Source organism: Streptomyces sp. NBC_00490 (assembly GCF_036013645.1).
Classification (GTDB): Bacteria; Actinomycetota; Actinomycetes; order Streptomycetales; family Streptomycetaceae; genus Streptomyces; species Streptomyces canus_F.
This window is the reverse complement of sequence record NZ_CP107869.1, coordinates 6,817,161-6,833,475: the sequence shown is the minus strand read 5'-3', so window position 1 is coordinate 6,833,475 and position 16,315 is coordinate 6,817,161. Positions and strand designations below refer to the sequence as shown.

Below are 16,315 nucleotides of genomic sequence, written 5' to 3'. Positions count from 1 at the left end.
TTTCCTCATACCGTCTACGGTTGGACCAGTCTCACTCACTGGACGGGAGTTTCTACCCTTCGTCCGGATCGTGAGACATCTATTTCATTTGTACGGGGGTGGAAGACAGGAGATCTTCCACCCGCCGCCGAGGGCTCACCCGACGTCGAGACGCAGCAGGTCCTCCTCCGTCTCACGGCGGACGATGACCCGGGACTCACCATCGTTCACCGCGACGACCGGCGGCCGCAGCACATGGTTGTAGTTGCTGGCCATGGACCGGCAGTAGGCACCCGTGGCAGGGACCGCGATGAGGTCACCGGGCACGATGTCGGCCGGCAGGAACGCGTCCTTCACCACGATGTCCCCGCTCTCGCAGTGCTTGCCGACGACCCGCGCGAGCATGGGCTCGGCGTCGGAGGTGCGGGAGACCAGGGCGACGGTGTACTCGGCGTCGTACAGCGCGGTCCGGATGTTGTCGGACATGCCGCCGTCGACGGAGACGTAGGTGCGAAGGCCGTCGAGGGGCTTGGTGGTGCCGACCTCGTAGAGCGTGAACGCGGTGGGGCCGACGATGGCACGCCCCGGCTCGACGGAGATCCGGGGGGTGCGGAGCTTGGCGGACTCGCACTCACGCGTGACGATCTCGGTGAGCGCCTTGGCGATCTCGTGGGGCTCGCGCGGGTCGTCGTCGGAGGTGTAGGCGATACCGAGGCCACCACCGAGGTCGATCTCGGGAAGCTCCACGCCGTGCTCGTCACGGATGTCCTTCAGCAGCCCGACGACCCGGTGGGCGGCGACCTCGAAGCCGGACATGTCGAAGATCTGCGACCCGATGTGGGAGTGGATGCCGATGAGTTCGAGGCCGTCCAGCTGAAGAGCCCGCCGTACGGCTTCGGCGGCCTGCCCGCCGGCGAGCGGGATGCCGAACTTCTGGTCCTCGTGGGCGGTGGCGATGAACTCGTGCGTGTGTGCTTCCACGCCGACGGTGACACGGATCTGGACGCGCTGCCGCTTGCCGAGTTCCTGGGCGATGTGGGCGACGCGGACGATCTCCTGGAAGGAGTCGAGGACGATACGGCCGACGTCCGCGCGGATCGCCCTCTCGATCTCCTCCTTCGACTTGTTGTTGCCGTGGAAGGCGATGCGGTCGGCGGGCATACCGGCGGACAGGGCGGTGGCGAGCTCGCCACCGGAGCACACGTCGAGGTTGAGCCCCTCCTCGTGCAGCCAGCGGACGACGGCACGGGAGAGGAACGCCTTGCCGGCGTAGAAGACGTCGGCGTCGGCACCGAAGGCGGAACGCCAGGCGCGGGCCCGCGCGCGGAAGTCGGTCTCGTCGATGACGTAGGCGGGGGTGCCGTACTCCTCGGCGAGCTGGGTGGCGGTGATGCCGCCGACGGTGAGGACACCGTCCTCGTCGCGCGTGACCGTCTGGGCCCAGACCTTCGGGTCGAGGGTGTTCAGGTCGGCGGGCGGCGCGGAGTAGTGGCCCTCGGGGAGGACATCGGCGTGACGGGGCCCGGCGGGGTGTGCGGAACGGCTCATGGTCTGTGGCTGGCTCTCTAGATGTGGTCGGGTGCGTCGATGCCGAGCAGGGTCAGGCCGCCGGCCAGCACCGTCCCGGCGGCCTCGGCGAGGGCGAGCCGGGAACGGTGGGCGACCGAGGGTTTCTCGTCGCCGAGCGGGAGGACCGTGGGAAGAAAGGCGAGGGTCGCGTCGGCGACGGTGACCAGGTGGCGGGCGAGCCGGTCCGGCGCATACGCCGTGGCGGCGACGCCCAGGATCCGGGGGTGGTCGGCGAGGACGCCGAAGAGAACGCCGGCGGTGACTCGCGGCTCGCCGGGGTGCGGATCGCCAGGCCGTACGTCTCCGGGGTACGGATCGTCAGACCGTACGTCTCCGGGTTGGGCGTCGAATCCCAGGTCGGCGGCGTTGCGGCTGAGGGCCCGGGTGCGGGCGTGGGCGTAGCGGACGCGGAAGAGAGGGTTGCTCTCGCGCTGGACGAGGTGCTCGTCGGTGATCCGGGGCCGGTCGTGGGCGGCGGGATGGAGCAGGGCCCAGCGGGCGGCGTCACGGCCGAGGGGGGTGGGGTCGGCGGGGGCGGGCACCGGGCGGACGTCGACGTCGAGGGGGGTGGGTGCGTCGGGGGTGCCGGAGGGGGTGGGGTCGGCGGGGGCAGACACCGGTCGCACGTTGGCGTCGAGGGAGGCGGGCGCCTTGAGGGTGCCGAAGGCATCGACGCGCGCCCCAGAGGAGGCGGGGTCAGCGGGGGCGACCACCGGACGGACGTCGACGTCGAGGGGGGTGGGCGCGTCAGGGGTGCCGGAGGCGTCGACGCGTGCGCCCAGGAGGCCGGTCCACTCCGGCCGGGGCGGGGTTTGCGAGGACGTACGGACGAGGGCGCCCTGGGAGACCAGGATGCGGGCGATGGCGTCCATGACGACGACGGCGCGGACCTCGTGCGGGGCGTGGAGCCGCACGGTCTGTCCGGTGGGACGGTCACTGTGCCCGTACCGGAGCCCGCGCCGCAGGATCTCCTCGACAAGCCCGGTGGGGCCGGCGTCGCGCAGACTGATGTTGAGGAACCCCGGTCCCGTGACGACGACGTCGGTGACGCCGGGGGTGTCGAGGAGATGCGGCCGGAGGATCTCGGCGACCTTTGCCGACGGCTGCCCGGCGGGGCGGGCGAGCTGGAGGGCGATGTTGGTGGCGTAGTCACCACAGCCACCGGGCCCTGGGGGCGTGACGACGGCCCGTCCGGGAACGGTCACGCTCAGCTCCCCGCCGTCGACAGCGCGACGGACCGCGCGCAGCACGGTGCGGGAGAGCTCGACGGGGGTCACGGGACAAGCGTAGGGGAGGAGGGGGGTGGGTAGGCGAGTCGGTTTGGGCGAAGGTCCGCGATGTGGACGGCGGCGAGATACCGGGCCAGGCGGGCGTGGGGCGTGAGGTGGGTGGCGGGCGGGGCGATCGGGCGGCTCAGGCGCCGGTGCGTCCGGCCCTCTCGGTCTCGCCGGCGCCGAGGACGCGCCCGAACACGTCGTCGCTGTCCTCCTCGACCGGGTCCGCGGCATGCCTGCGCTCGATCAACTGCCGTACGAGCTGGACGAGTTCGGCGGGCTCGAAGGGCTTGGCCAGGAACGCGTCGACGCCGACATCGAGACCGCTTTCGACCTCGTGCTGCGTGCACGCGCTGACGATGGCCAGAGGAAGATCACGGGTCCGCGGATCGGAACGCAGCCGAGCGGCGGTCCGAAGCCCATCGAGTCGGGGCATAACGACATCAAGGGTCACCACATCGGGCCGCACCTGATGCACCACATCCAGACACTCGGCACCATCAGCCGCGGTCACGACCTCGATGCCCTCCAGCTCGAGATTGACCCTGATCAACTGCCGGATGACCTTGTTGTCGTCCACAACAAGCACCCGGCCCGACGCGCCTGGCACAACTCGAGAGTAGGTCCGGACCGGCCACCGCGTCCGGGTTTTACCGACTTCTGCCCCCACCGGGGAACGAACGAGATCACCAGTCCCCACAACCGACCACCACACCCCCTCCCGGACAGGGCTACGACGCCGATAAACCCGTTCATGAACACCCCGACGGAGCTGGTAGTGTTCTACCCGTCGCCGCGAGCAACGCGACCGACACGCCCCCGTAGCTCAGGGGATAGAGCAACGGCCTCCGGAGCCGTGTGCGCAGGTTCGAATCCTGCCGGGGGCACCCTGTATGAGGTGCCCAGAGACCCCGTAACCAGCAGTGATGCTGAGTGCGGGGTCTTGGCGTATGTGCAGGCGTATGCAGCACTGAGCGGCCCTATGTCGGGGTCCGTGGACTATTCGTGGACGGGATCTTGAGGCATCGTCCCTGGTCAGCCCTAGAAACGGCGAAGGCCCCCGGACGAATCCAGGGGCCTGAAGCCTAGCGCGGGGCGGGCGGGGTCAGTCGTACTCGCGCAACAGCTCCTCGATCTTGCGGTTGGCGATCCCTTGTCGACCGTCGATGCACTTCGCATAACGGCTCAACAGGACCTCGACACTGTTGCCCGCCCGTTCGGCGACCTCGGTTGCGTCAACACCCGAGTTGAGCCAGGTCGACAGCGCTGAGTGCCGAAGGTCGTACGGGCGGGCGGCGAGCGGTGACGCCAAGACGGCTGGCGGGAGTGCCAGCGCGCGAGCCTCCTGCCACACCCGGAAGTACGTCGACGAACCGACCACTCCCCCACGCTCGTTGGTGAACAGGCGTCCGTCATCCGCTACGCCGAAGGTGTCGATGTGATCCCGCAGGATCGCGACGAGGTGAGGCGGAATCGGCACGGGTCGGACCTCTTCCACGGGCCGGTTCTTCAGACCGCGATCGTCGTGCGTTTCGCCGGAGTCGGTCCAACGCTTACCGACACTGGGACGAGTGCTATTCAGCAGCGCCGTACCCCAGCCCTTTTCCGGCAGCTTCAAGTCCGCCTCTTTGAGACCGACAGCTTCGGCCGGACGGAACGCGCCGTAGTACATGCAGGCGAAAAGGCCGACTAGTCGACGACCGCGAGCCCGGCCATAGCCGCCGATGTAGGAGACTGCGACCAGCAGAGACCGAGCCTGCTCCGGGTTCGCGACCACGCGCGGATCAACTTCCTTGACGACCTTCGGTTTCTTCCAGCGCACCGAGGTGATCGGGTTCTCTTTGAATTCGCCGAGATCAACCGCGTAATGCATCGCATTGACCAGCGTTCGCCGCTTGCGCCGTACGGTCTCTGCAGCAGCTGCTGTCCCGTCGAGCTTCAGCTTCAGCGAGTCCAGCACGGCCCGGCCGATCACTGCGTCCCCGAGGTCCGAGAGCGGGCGCGAAGCCTTGGCCACCCAGTGCAGCGTGTTCGCAATCTCTGTCGGCAACTCACAGTCGTCGGGACCGGGCAGGACGAAGGCCCAGTTACGGAGAGCCTTCCTCAGCAGCTCATCCGCCGGTCGTCCCGGGCGGTCGTCGAGGAGCGCCACAGTCAGCGCGGTCAGCGACTCGTTGACCCCATCGCGCGTGTTCGGCGCAGCATGCGGCCACTTCATGGCGAGGTACTTCAGGGCGAAGGCGTACCACGTCATCGAAGGCGCCTTTTCGACCATCGAATCCGGCAGCCCCGTCACCGTGTCGAATTCCTCGCCATCACGCATGGCGCGGAGCAGCTTGGAACGGTAGTTGTCGGCAAGTCCCTTGGTACGGAACTGATCAGAGAACACGTTCCCGGCGACAATCCACCGGATGTCATAGGACGGCTTTTTGGTGTTCCTCTTGCGTACACCCCAGACCTTCACGTCGAGCGACTTCACGCCGCCACCCTTTCTCGGCTGTTCAGCCATGCCGTGAAGTCGCTCCGCCACACCCTCAGTTCACCGTTTGGCAGCTTGAATGCCTGCGGGGCCTGCCCCAGTTCGCGCCAGCGGTAGAAGGTCCGGCGTGAGATGCCCTTGAGTTCGGCGAGGATCTCCGGAACGGTCATCAGCTCGTCTTTCACGCCGGTTCCCCCTTCAATGCGTCGCGGGCGGTTTCGCGGTTGAGCTGAAGGCCGCGGGCGATGGTGGCGGCGAGGGCGGATTCGCCGGGGGTGTGGCCGTGTCCGGTGTATTGCCAGTCGGCGAGGACGAGGACGGTGTCCGGCTCGATGTCGTCGAGGCCGCGTGTCTGGCGTTCTTGGGCGGCGCGGTAGTCGGCGCGGGTCTGTCGGAGGGCGCCGAGGGTGGTGGAGTAGCGGCGGGACTTGGAGCTGAAGTGGCCGCGGAAGCCGAGCATGTGGGCCCAGTCGCGTAGCTTGCGGTCCGGGTAGAGCGCGTGCAGGTCCAGGCAGGCGGCGATGAGTCGCCGGGGGTGGTCGGGGATGTCGAGGAGGTCCAGGGCTTCCTTGTTGCCGATCCGGCGGTCAACGGTGTCGGTGCTCTCGGCGGCTTTGGTGGCGTACTTGGCGACGTAGGAGGCGACGGCCCGTTCGGTCAGCTCTGAGCCGTCCCCGAAGGCTTTGACGGGGCGGATGTCGAGCTGTCGGCCCCATCGGAAGGTGCGGGCGGGCTGGTCGCCGGAGGGCGGGATGCTGACGCTGGTGTAGGTGTGCCGGACGGCGGCGCGGATCGCGTCGGTGAGCAGATCGGTGGTGGCCCAGGAGGGCGGCGGGGAGTCGGGGCCGTCTGGTCCGTCGAGGCGGATCACGGCGTGGAAGTGGACGGCGCCCCGCTTCTGGAACTCGGCGACCTTGCCGTAGGAGATGCGGCAGGCGTCGGCGAGTTCGCGTTGGGTCAGTCCGGCGCGGGCGGCGATCTCGCGGCGCAGCCGGTTGGTGAAGCGCATCCACAGCCCGCCCGCGTGGTTGTTGAAGAGCACGGCGCCCGCGTAGTCGTAGGTCGCCGGGTCGAGGGCGGAGCCGAGGGCGGGATCGTCGCCAGCGTGTCGTGTCCCGCAGCGGCAGGCGCCGCGGTCGGGCCGGTTGTGGACCGGGCCGAAGGACGGCGCGGTGAGGGTGGCGAAGACCCGGGGGTGGTCGCGGACGGTGGCGGGGATGTCCCGGCGGTCATCTCCGGCGAGCCCTGCGCGGATGAGGTGGTAGGTGTCGCCCGCATAGGTCCAGGCGCAGGCCGGGCAGCGTGAGGCACGCCGGTTGCCGCAGGCGATACGCAGCCGTCCGCCGGGTTCGTGTTCGGTGCTGTAGCGGTGCAGGACCTCACCGCTGGTCTTGTCCTTGTGCAAGACCCAGCCGGTCAGGTGGATCGGGTCGGCACAGCCTCCGGTCCGCTTGATCTGCTCTTGCCAGCGCTCGAAGCCCGGTTGCCCGGCCACCCGCAGTGCGTCGGCGAGGGTGACCGGGTCCAGGCCCGCGAGGGTCGCGGTGTCGCTCATGCGCGGCCCCCGGCCATCTGGACGGCGCGAGCCGGAACGGTGCCGTGGCCGTGGCAGGCCGGGCAGTCGACGGTGATCGTGGGCAGGTGGCCGTGGTGGTCGCGGCTGAGGCCGGAGGTGACAGCGGCAGAGGCGAAGCCGTGGCAGCTCGGGCAGACCCGTGTGAGGGACTGCGGGGCCAGGTTGGGGCCGGTCATGATGGGAGTTCCTTCCGGTTCATTGGATCGGTTGGGGAAGGCGCCCGGGCGGCTGATGCTTGGCGGTTGAGGCCGCCCGGGGGCCGGTTAGCGTCGGGTGTCGCTGGCGAGGATCGAGCGGATCACCACGGCACAGATCGCGACCGATGCGCCGGTGATGGCGACGGCGAGGAGCATCGAGACGAGCACCGCGCCGATGACGAGCACGACGGCCACGCCCATCCCGGCGGTGGCGACGACCGTGCCGGGGGTGAGCTGCACGACCGGCCGGGACGGCGGAGCGGTCGGGGCGGGCGGCGCGGCGTGCGGGCTGCTGGGGATGACGGCGGTCGGCTCGACGACGGCGGGCGTTGCGGCGTAGCTGGTCGGCATCGGGTTGACCGGGACCTTTGGACGGATCATGACGAGGTCTCCCTTCTCTACTTGGTTGCGGTGTCGATGGCGGGGGCCAGGACGCTGTCGGCGAGGAGGTAGCCGCCGAGCAGCAGGACCAGGACGAGCCACCAGGGCGGGCGGATGAGCTTGACGCCGACCCAGCCAAGGCAGGCGAGGAAGAACCACAGCGGGATAGACATCGCGCGATCTCCTTTCAGCGGACGGGGCAGACGTGGCCGCGGGCGGCGACGGAGGCGGCTTCGAAGGTGTCGTAGGCGGACGACCAGCCGCAGTCCTCGGACTCGCAGGCGGCGACGTACTTCATCTCGCCGGTGCGTCGGTCGGGTCCGCCGCCGATGTGGGTGGTGCCGACGCGGTGCAGCTCGTTCCAGATCTGGTAGAGACCCATGGGTGAACGTCCTTTCATTTCAGGTGAGTTGGGCGGCGATCGCGTCGGCCATGGGGGCGGGAACGCCGAGGCGGGCGCGCAGGGTGTCGGTGTCGATCGGGCTACCGGTGCGTGCGTGGTGGTCGTCGGCGACCTTGCGCGCGTGGTCCACCAGCGCCGCAGGAACCGGCGGGGCCGGGTCGGCGGCGGGCAGTGCGGGGGTGTCTTCGTCGGCGGCGGGCGTGATGCTCTGCGGTGCCTGCTCCGGCTGGATGTCGGGTTGGGGGGCCGGGGCTGCGGGCGCCGGCAGAACCGGCACCCGGTCCCCGGCCGGGTCAGGCGAGGGTGCGTGGGCGAGGAGAGTGCCGCCGAGGAAGGCGAGCGCGGGCCATCCGGCGATGCCGAAGCGCAGCCAGGCCGGAGGGTGGGCCAGGTCGAGGAATCCGGCGGTGGCGACGTTCGCGCCGAGCGAGGCGACCAGGGCGATCAGGAACCAGGACCAGGCCAGGCGGGACGAGCCGCCGGTACGCAGCCTGCGCCAGGCGGCGACGAGCAGCAGGTCGACGGAGACCGGGTAGGCCCAGGCCTTCCAGCCGGATTGCCCGGCCGCGGCGGCGAGGTCGTGCAGGTGGGCGAAGGACAGCGCCCCGGCAATCACGGCCTGGATGAGCACGGCATCGAAGCGGAGTTGGCGGGTCATGTCCTCACCTCCTTCAGGGGTGTTGGGCCAGGGGCGGGGCGGGGATCGGTGTCCGGCCGCCCAGCCCCGGCGGTTCAGTCGGTGGTGGCTTCGCCGGAGCCGAAGCAGGCCAGGCACATCCCGGTCTGTTGGCCCACGACACGGCCCTTGCGGCCGACACGGACAGGGCGGGAGACCTCCCCGGTGCCGCCGCACGGCGTGCACTTGACCGGCTCCGGCTTGACGGTCCGGCGACGGACGGGCTTCCTCGCGGTGGCCACGGCCATCACCCTTGTCCGGGGTACTGGGGGCCGTCGTCCGGGTTGTAGCCGGGCGGGAGGGTGCCGGGCGGCGGCGCGGGCAGGGATGCGGCCAGCGACGGGCCCATGGCGTCGATGAAGGCGATGTCCGCGCCGTCAACGTGGGAGTAGAGGGCCAGGGCGGCGAGCATCTCGACGGTGCGGGCGAAGTCCTCGCAGTGCGGGCACATGGGAAGCGATCTCCCTTCCATCAGGCATGGATCGGGTAGGGACTTGGCGCGAGGCGGTCACGCCGACCGTGGAACGGGATGGGTTCAGGCGGCTTGGGCCACCGCGGGCGCCTCGATGGGCGCGTGATCGAGCAGCGGGCGGAAGCGCGCCAGCTCCGGCAGGTCCGGGGTCAGGTCCGCATGCCGGTTGCAGGCGGACACGGCCCGCCGCATCGAGGTGTGCGGGGTACGGATGCGCACCCACTCGCCGGTCGAGTAGCCGACGATCGCCATGCCGCGCCGGTCGTTGGGGATCTGCGTGGCCGCGAAGACCGCGTGCGGGGAGATGTCCCCGAAGGCCATCTTCGCGGTGGACTCGTCGTTGACGCGGTGCACCATCCGGCCGGTCAATTGCGCACGGAGCATGGTGATCCCGTCGCCGAGTTCGGAGCCGAAGCGCTGGCCGTAGATGTCCAGGAAGATCCCCGCAGCCCGGCCGAGCTGGGCGAGGCGGACCAGGGCTTTGACGATCCGGTCGCGGCGCGGGTCGTTCTTCTTTGTGCTCAGGGTGAGTTCGGCGATCTCATCGATCGTGACCACGATCGGCACCGGCCGCAGGTGTACGGGCAGGTCCCAGATGTTCGCGGCGATCTCCCCATCGGGGGTGTCGGCGCTGATCCGCTGCTCGATGCGGATCACGTCGTAGATGCCCTCCATCCGGGCAACGAGTGCTTCGAGTAACTCCATCGCGTCATCCGGGTTGTCGGCCAGCGCGGAGAACCGGCGGGCGAACGGCCCGAGCTCGATCTTCTTGCAGTCGATGCCGACCAACGCGACGTGCTGGGCAGCGAGTTCTTTGATCACGGTGCGCTGCGTGACGGACTTGCCGGACATCGTGGCGCCGACCGTGACCGAGTGCGGAACCTCCCGGTAGTCCCGGTAATGGACTGTGCCGTCCTCGACCAGGGCGACCGGGATCTTCAGCACATCGCGCTCAACGGTGGCGGGCATCTGCACCCGCTTGAGGACGTCGTAGCCGGTCAGGGTCAGTTCGATGACACCCGGCTTTATCTCACGCGAGGTGACCTGATGGACGGCGAAGGAGTGCCGCAGCCGATCAGATGCAGCGGAGAACTCGAACGCGTCCTGCCCCGGCCACAGCCTGATCCGCAGCCGGACACCGGTCCGGGTCGGCCTGATCCACAACAGGCGCGGCACCCGCTGCGGTGGAACCGGCTTGCCTGCCCAGCGGGCCACCGCGCGACGCATCCGCGAAGCGGGCATGGTCAGGCGGCAGGCCTCCATGGTGGTGGCGTAGCGGAACCGCACCCGCAACATGGCGAGGGTGACGCCGAAGCTCAGCCAGTACCAGACCGGACGGCGCCACCGAAGCAGCAGCGCCAGCCCGACCAGGACCGCGAGCACGATCCCTAACAGCTCCCCCATGGTTCAGGCCGCCTTCGGCTTCGACGCAGCGGCGGCGAGCGAGGTGACGGCGACCGCACGGAACGCGATCCCGTGCCGCTTCTGGCCGTTGAACTCGTTCTCCCACGGCCGCGCGATCACCCCGGTCAGCGCCACAGGGGTACCCATGGCCAGCTCACCGGTGATGCCCGGCTCCGGGACGGTGAGGGAGAGGATCTCAACCTCGTCATTGGCCGCGAACATCACGTCCACGGTCATCAGCGTGGCACCGGTCTCAGCGTCGGTGGCGATCTCGCCGGTACGACGGTCCTTGACCTTCGGCTGCGGACTCTTGGCGACCATCACGATCGCACCGGTGGTGTCGACGGGAATCTGACGCATGGTCTGTTCTCCTGATCTAGCGGGGAGTTGGCGCCGACTGTTTCGTCGGTGAGATCAGGAGACCCCGAAGGGCGATGGACGCATCACGGCCCGTATGGACGTTTGAGGACGTCTGAGCTATCGTCAAAACGTCCCTGAGACGTCCCAAGAGAGGGCCCGTCATGGCGAACGAGCGTCTGCGCGCGGCGATTTCAGCGAAGGGCGAGACCATCCAGTCTCTGGCGCAGCATGTCGGAGTGGACCCGAAGAGCGTGGAACGCTGGATCACTACCGCCCGGACCCCGCACCGCGGACACCGCTGGAAGGCTGCGAGCTTCCTTGGTGTCGACGAGGTCTACCTCTGGCCGACCGTTGAGAAGCAGGCCGAGTCGGCAAGCTCATCCGAGCTGATCACGTACTACCCCCACCGGGGCGCTGTCCCCACGTCCCTGTGGTCGTCGCTGATCGAGAAGTCGAAGGATCAGGTAGACATCCTCGTTTACGGCGGGACGTTCCTTTTCGACGGCTTCCCTGATCTTCCCTACCAGTTGGCCGACAAGGCGAAGGCCGGAACACAGGTGCGGGTCCTGTTGGGCGACCCCGAATCCGAGATGGTTCGCCAGCGTGGCGAAGAAGAGGGCATAGGCGACGGCCTAGCCGCACGAGCGCGGATCACACGGCGATACCTCGAACCGGCGGCTACGACACCCGGCATCGAGATCAGGTTGCACGACACAATTCTGTACAACTCGATCTACCGATTCGACGAAGACGTGTTGGTGAACCCTCACGTCCTCGGAGCACCAGCCGGGCAGAACCCAGTTCTGCACTTCCGCTACATCCCCGGAGCCCGGACGTTCCGGCACTACATGCGGAGCTTCGACTACGCGTGGGAGCGCGGTCGACCAGCGTAGGCAGCGACACACTTGGGTGCCGGGGCTGCGGGCGCCGGCAGAACCGGCACCCGGTCCCCGGCCGACTCGGTTCGGTAGCCGAACGTGCGACGCTGGAGGCATGGCCCGAGTCGACTACTTCAACGATCCGAACGCTCCGAAAGCGAACAGCATCGTCCCCTCCGTGACCGCCGTGGCCCTCAACGACGCCGGGGAAGTGCTACTGATCCACAAGACCGACAACAACCTGTGGGCTCTGCCCGGCGGCGGAGTCGACCTCGGCGAGTCAGCCGCCGATGCGGCCGTACGGGAGACCAAAGAGGAGACCGGGTTCGACGTCGAGGTGACCGATCTGGTCGGCCTCTACACCAACCCCGCTCACGTGCTGGCGTACGACGACGGCGAGGTCCGCCAACAGTTCTCGATCTGCTTCACGGCACGCATCGTCGGCGGAGAGTTGCGGACCAGCAGCGAGAGCAAGGAAGTAGCGTTCGTCCCACCGAGCCAGCTGGACGCGCTGAACATTCACCCATCCATGCGTATGCGGATTGACCACGGCTTGGCCAACCGACCGAAGCCCTACATCGGCTGATCAGCCAGACGGGCGCGCGTCCGCTCGACAGCAGCACCGAGGTAAGGCCGCGCTTTGCTGATTGCGCTGTGCACCTCACTGCCCGGCTCGTAGCGCTCCAGGATCTCGTCAATGCGCTGATCGAAGTCGAAGGACTGCCCGGCTGGACCAGTCGTCATGTCGGCACAGACAAGCGCATCCGCTACCGGGGAATCCTCCCGCTCATACACCGCCAGCTCGTCTGTGAGGCCACGCTGTTCCGCCTCGTACACGGCTCCGGAGTGATGAGCAACCAGCCGCACGAGCCTTGACGGCGCTCCAAGCCGTTCCAAGTGGCGAGCACCGTCGAGGGGATGAAACCCCGTCTCACGCAGCTCCGGGGCGTAGCCGATGTCGTGCAGCCAAGCAGCAGCAACGAGCAGCTCGCGTTCCTCTTCGGACACAGCCGCGGATACCTCACGAGCACGAGCCGCAACGGCCTGAGTGTGCAGCCAGCGGTTCCCGAGCGGGGGCAACAGGGACTCGGCCAGTTCGGCCGCGCCCTGGGGCGTGTCCAGTACAGAAGGCATGAACGGCACCGTAGCCGAGTCGGACGCTTGGCCGACAGCCCGGCACCAGTCGTTCCGAATCTTGGCGCGGTAAGAGTTTCCCTACTTCATCAAGGCTCGCTGCGCTCGCGGCCGCCATGCACCGGCCGCGAACACCAACCGCCCTATGACCTGGGGCTCTTGCTCCGGTAACGCAGGGCACGCCCGCGGGGAACCGCCGCCGCGATCCGGCCTAGGGATGGAAGACCCATCAGCACCCGCAGGACCCACAAGGCGCACGAGCACGAGACACCCCATCAAGACCATAAGACCCGAGCCGCCCAACGAAGTCGGGATCGATCCCAGGGGACCGAGGGCCGCGCACGCGCGGCGGCGCCGGTCGGTCGCCGCCGCGCCGCCTCTATGTCTCCGCCACCGGCCGCGCACCGTCGCCCGCCCGTCGCCACCAGCAGCGGCCAAGAACCAAGCACCGGGGTCATCAGGTACAGGGGATTGCCGCACACCAGGTCAACGACGCTTTGTGTTACCGAGAAGGCCGGATCGCGGCGGCGGTTCCCCGCGGGCTACCTCGCTACCGGGGCCGTTGCCCCGTGGCTGGGGCGGTCGGCTCCACGACTTTAGCCAGCCACTTTGGCGCGAGCCTCGAAGATCATGGCCCCAACGTCGTGCTTTAACGGGCAGGTCCACAGACTGCCCGACTCGCCATGAGCTTACGGGGCCATGATCACTCGCGCCAAAGCAGCTCCCGGCCAAAGTCACTCCACCGACCTTGTTACCAATCTGCTCCTAAGGAATCCCTTAGATTGGCAATGGGGATGAGAGGTGATCAAGGTCAATTTCCTCAGAATGCCTATACCTCTCGAAAGGGAAATCTTCACTTGAAATAATATCCGAATTAATGTATCCGCCCTCAACTGCCGAAAGAACATCCACCTCGGCCTGGGGCGGCGCAATGCACATAGCAGCCCAGGAATCAGCTAGAGCACTCCAAAGCCAGTAACGTTCCACAGCGTCAAGGGAGGCCTTTCCTCCGCCATAAAGCCGCTGGGCTATCTCACTCGACTTACGGAGAAGAGAATCACCGGAAGACCCATAAAGCCACTGATGCAAGGACTTAGGGCAACCAGGGATCTCATCTGGAGGGAAAGGCGGAAGCACACCTGGCTCCGTGACCACACAAAGCGTCAGAGAGTACGGGCCCTCTTTCCACTCCCCATCGCACTCAAGTCGAAGCGAGGCCACTCTTTCCAAAGCCCACCCCAACGGGCTCGTCCCCTTACCTGCCCTGCTCTCCACAATGGATTGGAGCGGACGAATCCACGGTACAACTTCGTCAGGAAAAGCAAATCTACTAAACCGCCGGCCGACTCGTTGGCCAAACTTACGCACGTCGTCAATATCTGTGACACCAGGGCGACGTGTCGAACTAACCACTACCGACTTGCCTACCGTCCCGATATAAGTCAAGTCCGCGAAGAAAGTGTCGCCCAATTCCGGGAGAGGGACAAGATGGGGGCGCCTACCGGTTCGGTTGGCCTTGGCTTCATTAGCGCTAAGCTCGACGACGGGTACTAGGTGCGCCGTCGGCCTATCCGGCAGAACGAGATCACAAGTCTGGGTAATTACAGCCGCACCAAGCGGAGTAGGAACCCATTCCACATCCCCCCGCCCTGTCATTAGGGAGATGCTCTCGACGTTGATCACGTCGCCTTGTCGGTATTCCTTGATGCGTTCAGTCCAGTCAGCAACGGCCACTCGCCGTCTGCGCATCCCCCTCAAGCGGCCCAGCAAGGCTGACTTTGAAAGAAGACGCACTCACTTGCTCCCTCGCCCCGTGAGTCACTCAGCTTCGTTACTGAGCAGCTGCGCCGGAGTATATCCAACACCTTGTACAGGCGCACCGCGCTTCCTGTACTGCTCTTGGAAGATCTCCAAGGGACTCCCCTCACCGGGGCGTGAGGCAAACAACCACGCTCGGACACGCGAGGGGTCAACGACAGGAGCCGCCTTGATGATCTCGGCGAGGCGGACCAGCATCTCACCGTGTCGAGCGTTTACACGTCCGCCCGATGCCCAAAGATGCACGGAGCGCCGACTCACCCCCAATACACGGCTGAGCTGTTCCCACGTCAAGCCGCTCTCATCGTGGATCAACTTAACCAGTTCTTCTGCACTCAGAGGAACCACTTCGACTTCGCTGGTTCTCTGCTCGGCAGTAATCGACTCCTCTTCCGGGCTGGCGAAAGCAGGAGACGTAGTCTGTTCAGAAAGCGACAGCGCTTCAGCTACTGAAGAGCCGACAAAAGTCGATGTAGCAATCGTCGCTGCGCATGCGAAACCTGCAATCCAGACGCGCGGGCCGGGGTTCTTTAGAATATCAAATTGCATGACTCTCGCCGGAGAAGCTGCCGAGTCGGTGAGTACTTGCGCAATGGCATTGCCCTGATATTCACTCATCAAACCTGTCATCGCACATCTCCCCCATAGCGAGCCAGGAACTCATCAGTCACGACCCAGCGAAAGAAGCGGTACGCAGACGTGGACAAACGTTCTGCGTAAAGCTTCACGTCCTCCGGTTCCGAGCTAACCGCAGCACTTTGAAAGTAGGAATCTAGATCAAGAATCCATGAGTGCTCTTGCACGGCCGACAAAGTGGGATCAAACGTTCCCCCAGGGGGCATCTCACCCCACTGCGCCAGGAGCCCGTGATTTTCATCCACGAGAAAACTTGCTTGCGCCAAACAGTGCTGCAACTTCGCACTGCCCCCAAAAGTAGAACCAGAGACACCCAGAATCTCCGAGCGAATCAGGCCAGGAAGACCCTCCAGCACCTCATCGCCGGTAACCCTATTTGTGTAGCGATATCCGATGCGATCATAGGCAGGAACGAACGCGACCTTCTTGAGTGCCGCAGCAAGATCAGACAGATCAGCGCAGAAACTCGTACGCCCGGGATACGCGGTTGTCTCTAGCGAGATTGACCCATTCGCCAGGGAAACCACTGTCTTTTTGTCCGGTGAACGGAAACGCCACACCGGATTTTGGCCCACCTGAGGGGACACCTGACCAGGGCTGATCAGCATGTTGAACTGCGAAGCCTTCTCAATATATGGATACTTGCTGCCAATCTCGGCACCGAAAAGGGTGGCAGTATTGGAAGACTCCAAGGCAGCCAGCGGCTCAAAACGCAGCTGCGCGAGGACGCGCGCCAACGGAGCCTCACTCAGGGGCACATCCTCGCATGGCTCATCGCCAAAGGGTGTTCGGAGCTGGCGCGTCATCATACTTCACACACTACTTCACATCGCCGCCGCCGTCATCGCTCGCGTCGACTTCAGGCCGCCCCGACAGAAGCACGTTGAGTTACATCCCCTGGGTGAATTTTAACCCTCCGTAGCGACACCTTGCGATTGAAGCTCACCACTCGAACACATGATCGATTGGGTCTGGCCCATCGCCTCGCAGAGCAAACATCACTCACACCAGCACAGCTGTCTAACGAATTCGCCGCAAAGCACATTTAGATAAGTGGCATGGCAGACGTTAGATCACAT

General features: G+C 66.5%; 20 protein-coding genes and 1 tRNA gene. 3 read left to right on the top strand and 18 right to left on the bottom strand.

The window, feature by feature from the left end:
• Positions 1-135: 135 nt before the first annotated feature.
• The 3 genes from lysA to OG381_RS31380 form a co-directional block, all read right to left on the bottom strand.
• On the bottom strand, positions 136-1,527 hold the full coding sequence (lysA, locus tag OG381_RS31390) for a diaminopimelate decarboxylase (protein ID WP_327719404.1): 1,392 nt from the start codon (positions 1,525-1,527) through the stop codon (positions 136-138).
• A gap of 17 nt (positions 1,528-1,544) precedes the next feature.
• On the bottom strand, positions 1,545-2,825 hold the full coding sequence (gene nrtL / locus OG381_RS31385) for an ArgS-related anticodon-binding protein NrtL (RefSeq protein WP_327719403.1): 1,281 nt from the start codon (positions 2,823-2,825) through the stop codon (positions 1,545-1,547).
• Between the two features lie 136 nt (positions 2,826-2,961).
• Positions 2,962-3,402 (bottom strand): response regulator, encoded by a 441-nt coding sequence (locus OG381_RS31380; RefSeq protein WP_327719402.1) that lies wholly within the window; start codon positions 3,400-3,402, stop codon positions 2,962-2,964.
• Between the two features lie 235 nt (positions 3,403-3,637).
• Between OG381_RS31380 and OG381_RS31375 the strand changes: the two genes are divergently transcribed.
• Positions 3,638-3,709, top strand: a tRNA-Arg gene (locus OG381_RS31375).
• A gap of 218 nt (positions 3,710-3,927) precedes the next feature.
• Here the strand turns inward: OG381_RS31375 and OG381_RS31370 are convergent.
• From OG381_RS31370 to OG381_RS31315, 12 genes are all read right to left on the bottom strand, one after another.
• Positions 3,928-5,301: a tyrosine-type recombinase/integrase gene (locus OG381_RS31370; RefSeq protein ID WP_327719401.1), complete on the bottom strand. Its 1,374-nt coding sequence runs from the start codon at positions 5,299-5,301 to the stop codon at positions 3,928-3,930.
• The gene (locus OG381_RS31365; protein WP_327722602.1) at positions 5,298-5,471 is read right to left on the bottom strand and encodes a helix-turn-helix transcriptional regulator; all 174 of its coding nucleotides are present in this window, start codon (positions 5,469-5,471) and stop codon (positions 5,298-5,300) included. The genes OG381_RS31370 and OG381_RS31365 overlap by 4 nt, the downstream gene beginning before the upstream one ends.
• A gap of 11 nt (positions 5,472-5,482) precedes the next feature.
• Positions 5,483-6,856 carry a replication initiator protein RepSA gene (repSA, locus tag OG381_RS31360; protein ID WP_327719400.1) on the bottom strand — a complete coding sequence of 458 codons (1,374 nt, stop codon included), beginning with the start codon at positions 6,854-6,856 and terminating at the stop codon, positions 5,483-5,485.
• Positions 6,853-7,053 (bottom strand): hypothetical protein, encoded by a 201-nt coding sequence (locus OG381_RS31355; protein WP_327719399.1) that lies wholly within the window; start codon positions 7,051-7,053, stop codon positions 6,853-6,855. Before OG381_RS31355 ends, repSA begins: the two co-directional genes overlap by 4 nt.
• Positions 7,054-7,140: 87 nt before the next feature.
• Complete coding sequence (locus OG381_RS31350; protein ID WP_327719398.1) at positions 7,141-7,455, bottom strand: SpdD-like protein; 315 nt, start codon at positions 7,453-7,455, stop codon at positions 7,141-7,143.
• A 17-nt stretch (positions 7,456-7,472) separates the two neighbouring features.
• The gene (locus OG381_RS31345) at positions 7,473-7,628 is read right to left on the bottom strand and encodes a hypothetical protein (protein WP_327719397.1); all 156 of its coding nucleotides are present in this window, start codon (positions 7,626-7,628) and stop codon (positions 7,473-7,475) included.
• A gap of 14 nt (positions 7,629-7,642) precedes the next feature.
• Entirely contained in the window at positions 7,643-7,837 is a 195-nt protein-coding gene (locus OG381_RS31340) for a mobile element transfer protein (protein ID WP_327719396.1), read from the bottom strand.
• Between the two features lie 19 nt (positions 7,838-7,856).
• Positions 7,857-8,516: a DUF2637 domain-containing protein gene (locus tag OG381_RS31335; protein ID WP_327719395.1), complete on the bottom strand. Its 660-nt coding sequence runs from the start codon at positions 8,514-8,516 to the stop codon at positions 7,857-7,859.
• A gap of 74 nt (positions 8,517-8,590) precedes the next feature.
• The gene (locus tag OG381_RS31330) at positions 8,591-8,782 is read right to left on the bottom strand and encodes a hypothetical protein (protein WP_327719394.1); all 192 of its coding nucleotides are present in this window, start codon (positions 8,780-8,782) and stop codon (positions 8,591-8,593) included.
• Positions 8,782-8,985 (bottom strand): hypothetical protein, encoded by a 204-nt coding sequence (locus OG381_RS31325; RefSeq protein WP_327719393.1) that lies wholly within the window; start codon positions 8,983-8,985, stop codon positions 8,782-8,784. Before OG381_RS31325 ends, OG381_RS31330 begins: the two co-directional genes overlap by 1 nt.
• Before the next feature lie 84 nt (positions 8,986-9,069).
• Positions 9,070-10,410 (bottom strand): FtsK/SpoIIIE domain-containing protein, encoded by a 1,341-nt coding sequence (locus tag OG381_RS31320; protein ID WP_327719392.1) that lies wholly within the window; start codon positions 10,408-10,410, stop codon positions 9,070-9,072.
• 3 nt (positions 10,411-10,413) lie between these two features.
• On the bottom strand, positions 10,414-10,770 hold the full coding sequence (locus OG381_RS31315) for an SCO3933 family regulatory protein (RefSeq protein ID WP_327719391.1): 357 nt from the start codon (positions 10,768-10,770) through the stop codon (positions 10,414-10,416).
• A 161-nt stretch (positions 10,771-10,931) separates the two neighbouring features.
• Between OG381_RS31315 and OG381_RS31310 the strand changes: the two genes are divergently transcribed.
• Together OG381_RS31310 and OG381_RS31305 are read left to right on the top strand one after the other, a co-directional pair.
• Entirely contained in the window at positions 10,932-11,663 is a 732-nt protein-coding gene (locus OG381_RS31310; RefSeq protein WP_327719390.1) for an XRE family transcriptional regulator, read from the top strand.
• A 100-nt stretch (positions 11,664-11,763) separates the two neighbouring features.
• Positions 11,764-12,234, top strand: a complete 471-nt coding sequence (locus OG381_RS31305; protein WP_327719389.1) for an NUDIX hydrolase — start codon at positions 11,764-11,766, stop codon at positions 12,232-12,234.
• Here OG381_RS31305 and OG381_RS31300 read toward each other — a convergent pair.
• From OG381_RS31300 to OG381_RS31290, 3 genes are all read right to left on the bottom strand, one after another.
• On the bottom strand, positions 12,222-12,782 hold the full coding sequence (locus tag OG381_RS31300; RefSeq protein ID WP_327719388.1) for an HD domain-containing protein: 561 nt from the start codon (positions 12,780-12,782) through the stop codon (positions 12,222-12,224). The genes OG381_RS31305 and OG381_RS31300 overlap by 13 nt on opposite strands.
• Positions 12,783-14,600: 1,818 nt before the next feature.
• Positions 14,601-15,230 (bottom strand): hypothetical protein, encoded by a 630-nt coding sequence (locus OG381_RS31295; RefSeq protein ID WP_327719387.1) that lies wholly within the window; start codon positions 15,228-15,230, stop codon positions 14,601-14,603.
• The gene (locus OG381_RS31290; protein WP_327722601.1) at positions 15,227-16,042 is read right to left on the bottom strand and encodes a TIGR04255 family protein; all 816 of its coding nucleotides are present in this window, start codon (positions 16,040-16,042) and stop codon (positions 15,227-15,229) included. Before OG381_RS31290 ends, OG381_RS31295 begins: the two co-directional genes overlap by 4 nt.
• Positions 16,043-16,315 lie beyond the last annotated feature (273 nt).

Coding starts and splice junctions, on each gene's coding strand:
- lysA (WP_327719404.1), bottom strand. CDS start 1,527: ATGAGCCGTTCCGCACACCCCGCCGGGCCCCGTCACGCCGATGTCCTC.
- OG381_RS31365 (WP_327722602.1), bottom strand. CDS start 5,471: ATGACCGTTCCGGAGATCCTCGCCGAACTCAAGGGCATCTCACGCCGG.
- repSA (WP_327719400.1), bottom strand. CDS start 6,856: ATGAGCGACACCGCGACCCTCGCGGGCCTGGACCCGGTCACCCTCGCC.
- OG381_RS31355 (WP_327719399.1), bottom strand. CDS start 7,053: ATGACCGGCCCCAACCTGGCCCCGCAGTCCCTCACACGGGTCTGCCCG.
- OG381_RS31350 (WP_327719398.1), bottom strand. CDS start 7,455: ATGATCCGTCCAAAGGTCCCGGTCAACCCGATGCCGACCAGCTACGCC.
- OG381_RS31345 (WP_327719397.1), bottom strand. CDS start 7,628: ATGTCTATCCCGCTGTGGTTCTTCCTCGCCTGCCTTGGCTGGGTCGGC.
- OG381_RS31340 (WP_327719396.1), bottom strand. CDS start 7,837: ATGGGTCTCTACCAGATCTGGAACGAGCTGCACCGCGTCGGCACCACC.
- OG381_RS31335 (WP_327719395.1), bottom strand. CDS start 8,516: ATGACCCGCCAACTCCGCTTCGATGCCGTGCTCATCCAGGCCGTGATT.
- OG381_RS31330 (WP_327719394.1), bottom strand. CDS start 8,782: ATGGCCGTGGCCACCGCGAGGAAGCCCGTCCGTCGCCGGACCGTCAAG.
- OG381_RS31325 (WP_327719393.1), bottom strand. CDS start 8,985: ATGTGCCCGCACTGCGAGGACTTCGCCCGCACCGTCGAGATGCTCGCC.
- OG381_RS31320 (WP_327719392.1), bottom strand. CDS start 10,410: ATGGGGGAGCTGTTAGGGATCGTGCTCGCGGTCCTGGTCGGGCTGGCG.
- OG381_RS31315 (WP_327719391.1), bottom strand. CDS start 10,770: ATGCGTCAGATTCCCGTCGACACCACCGGTGCGATCGTGATGGTCGCC.
- OG381_RS31310 (WP_327719390.1), top strand. CDS start 10,932: ATGGCGAACGAGCGTCTGCGCGCGGCGATTTCAGCGAAGGGCGAGACC.
- OG381_RS31305 (WP_327719389.1), top strand. CDS start 11,764: ATGGCCCGAGTCGACTACTTCAACGATCCGAACGCTCCGAAAGCGAAC.
- OG381_RS31300 (WP_327719388.1), bottom strand. CDS start 12,782: ATGCCTTCTGTACTGGACACGCCCCAGGGCGCGGCCGAACTGGCCGAG.
- OG381_RS31295 (WP_327719387.1), bottom strand. CDS start 15,230: ATGACAGGTTTGATGAGTGAATATCAGGGCAATGCCATTGCGCAAGTA.
- OG381_RS31290 (WP_327722601.1), bottom strand. CDS start 16,042: ATGACGCGCCAGCTCCGAACACCCTTTGGCGATGAGCCATGCGAGGAT.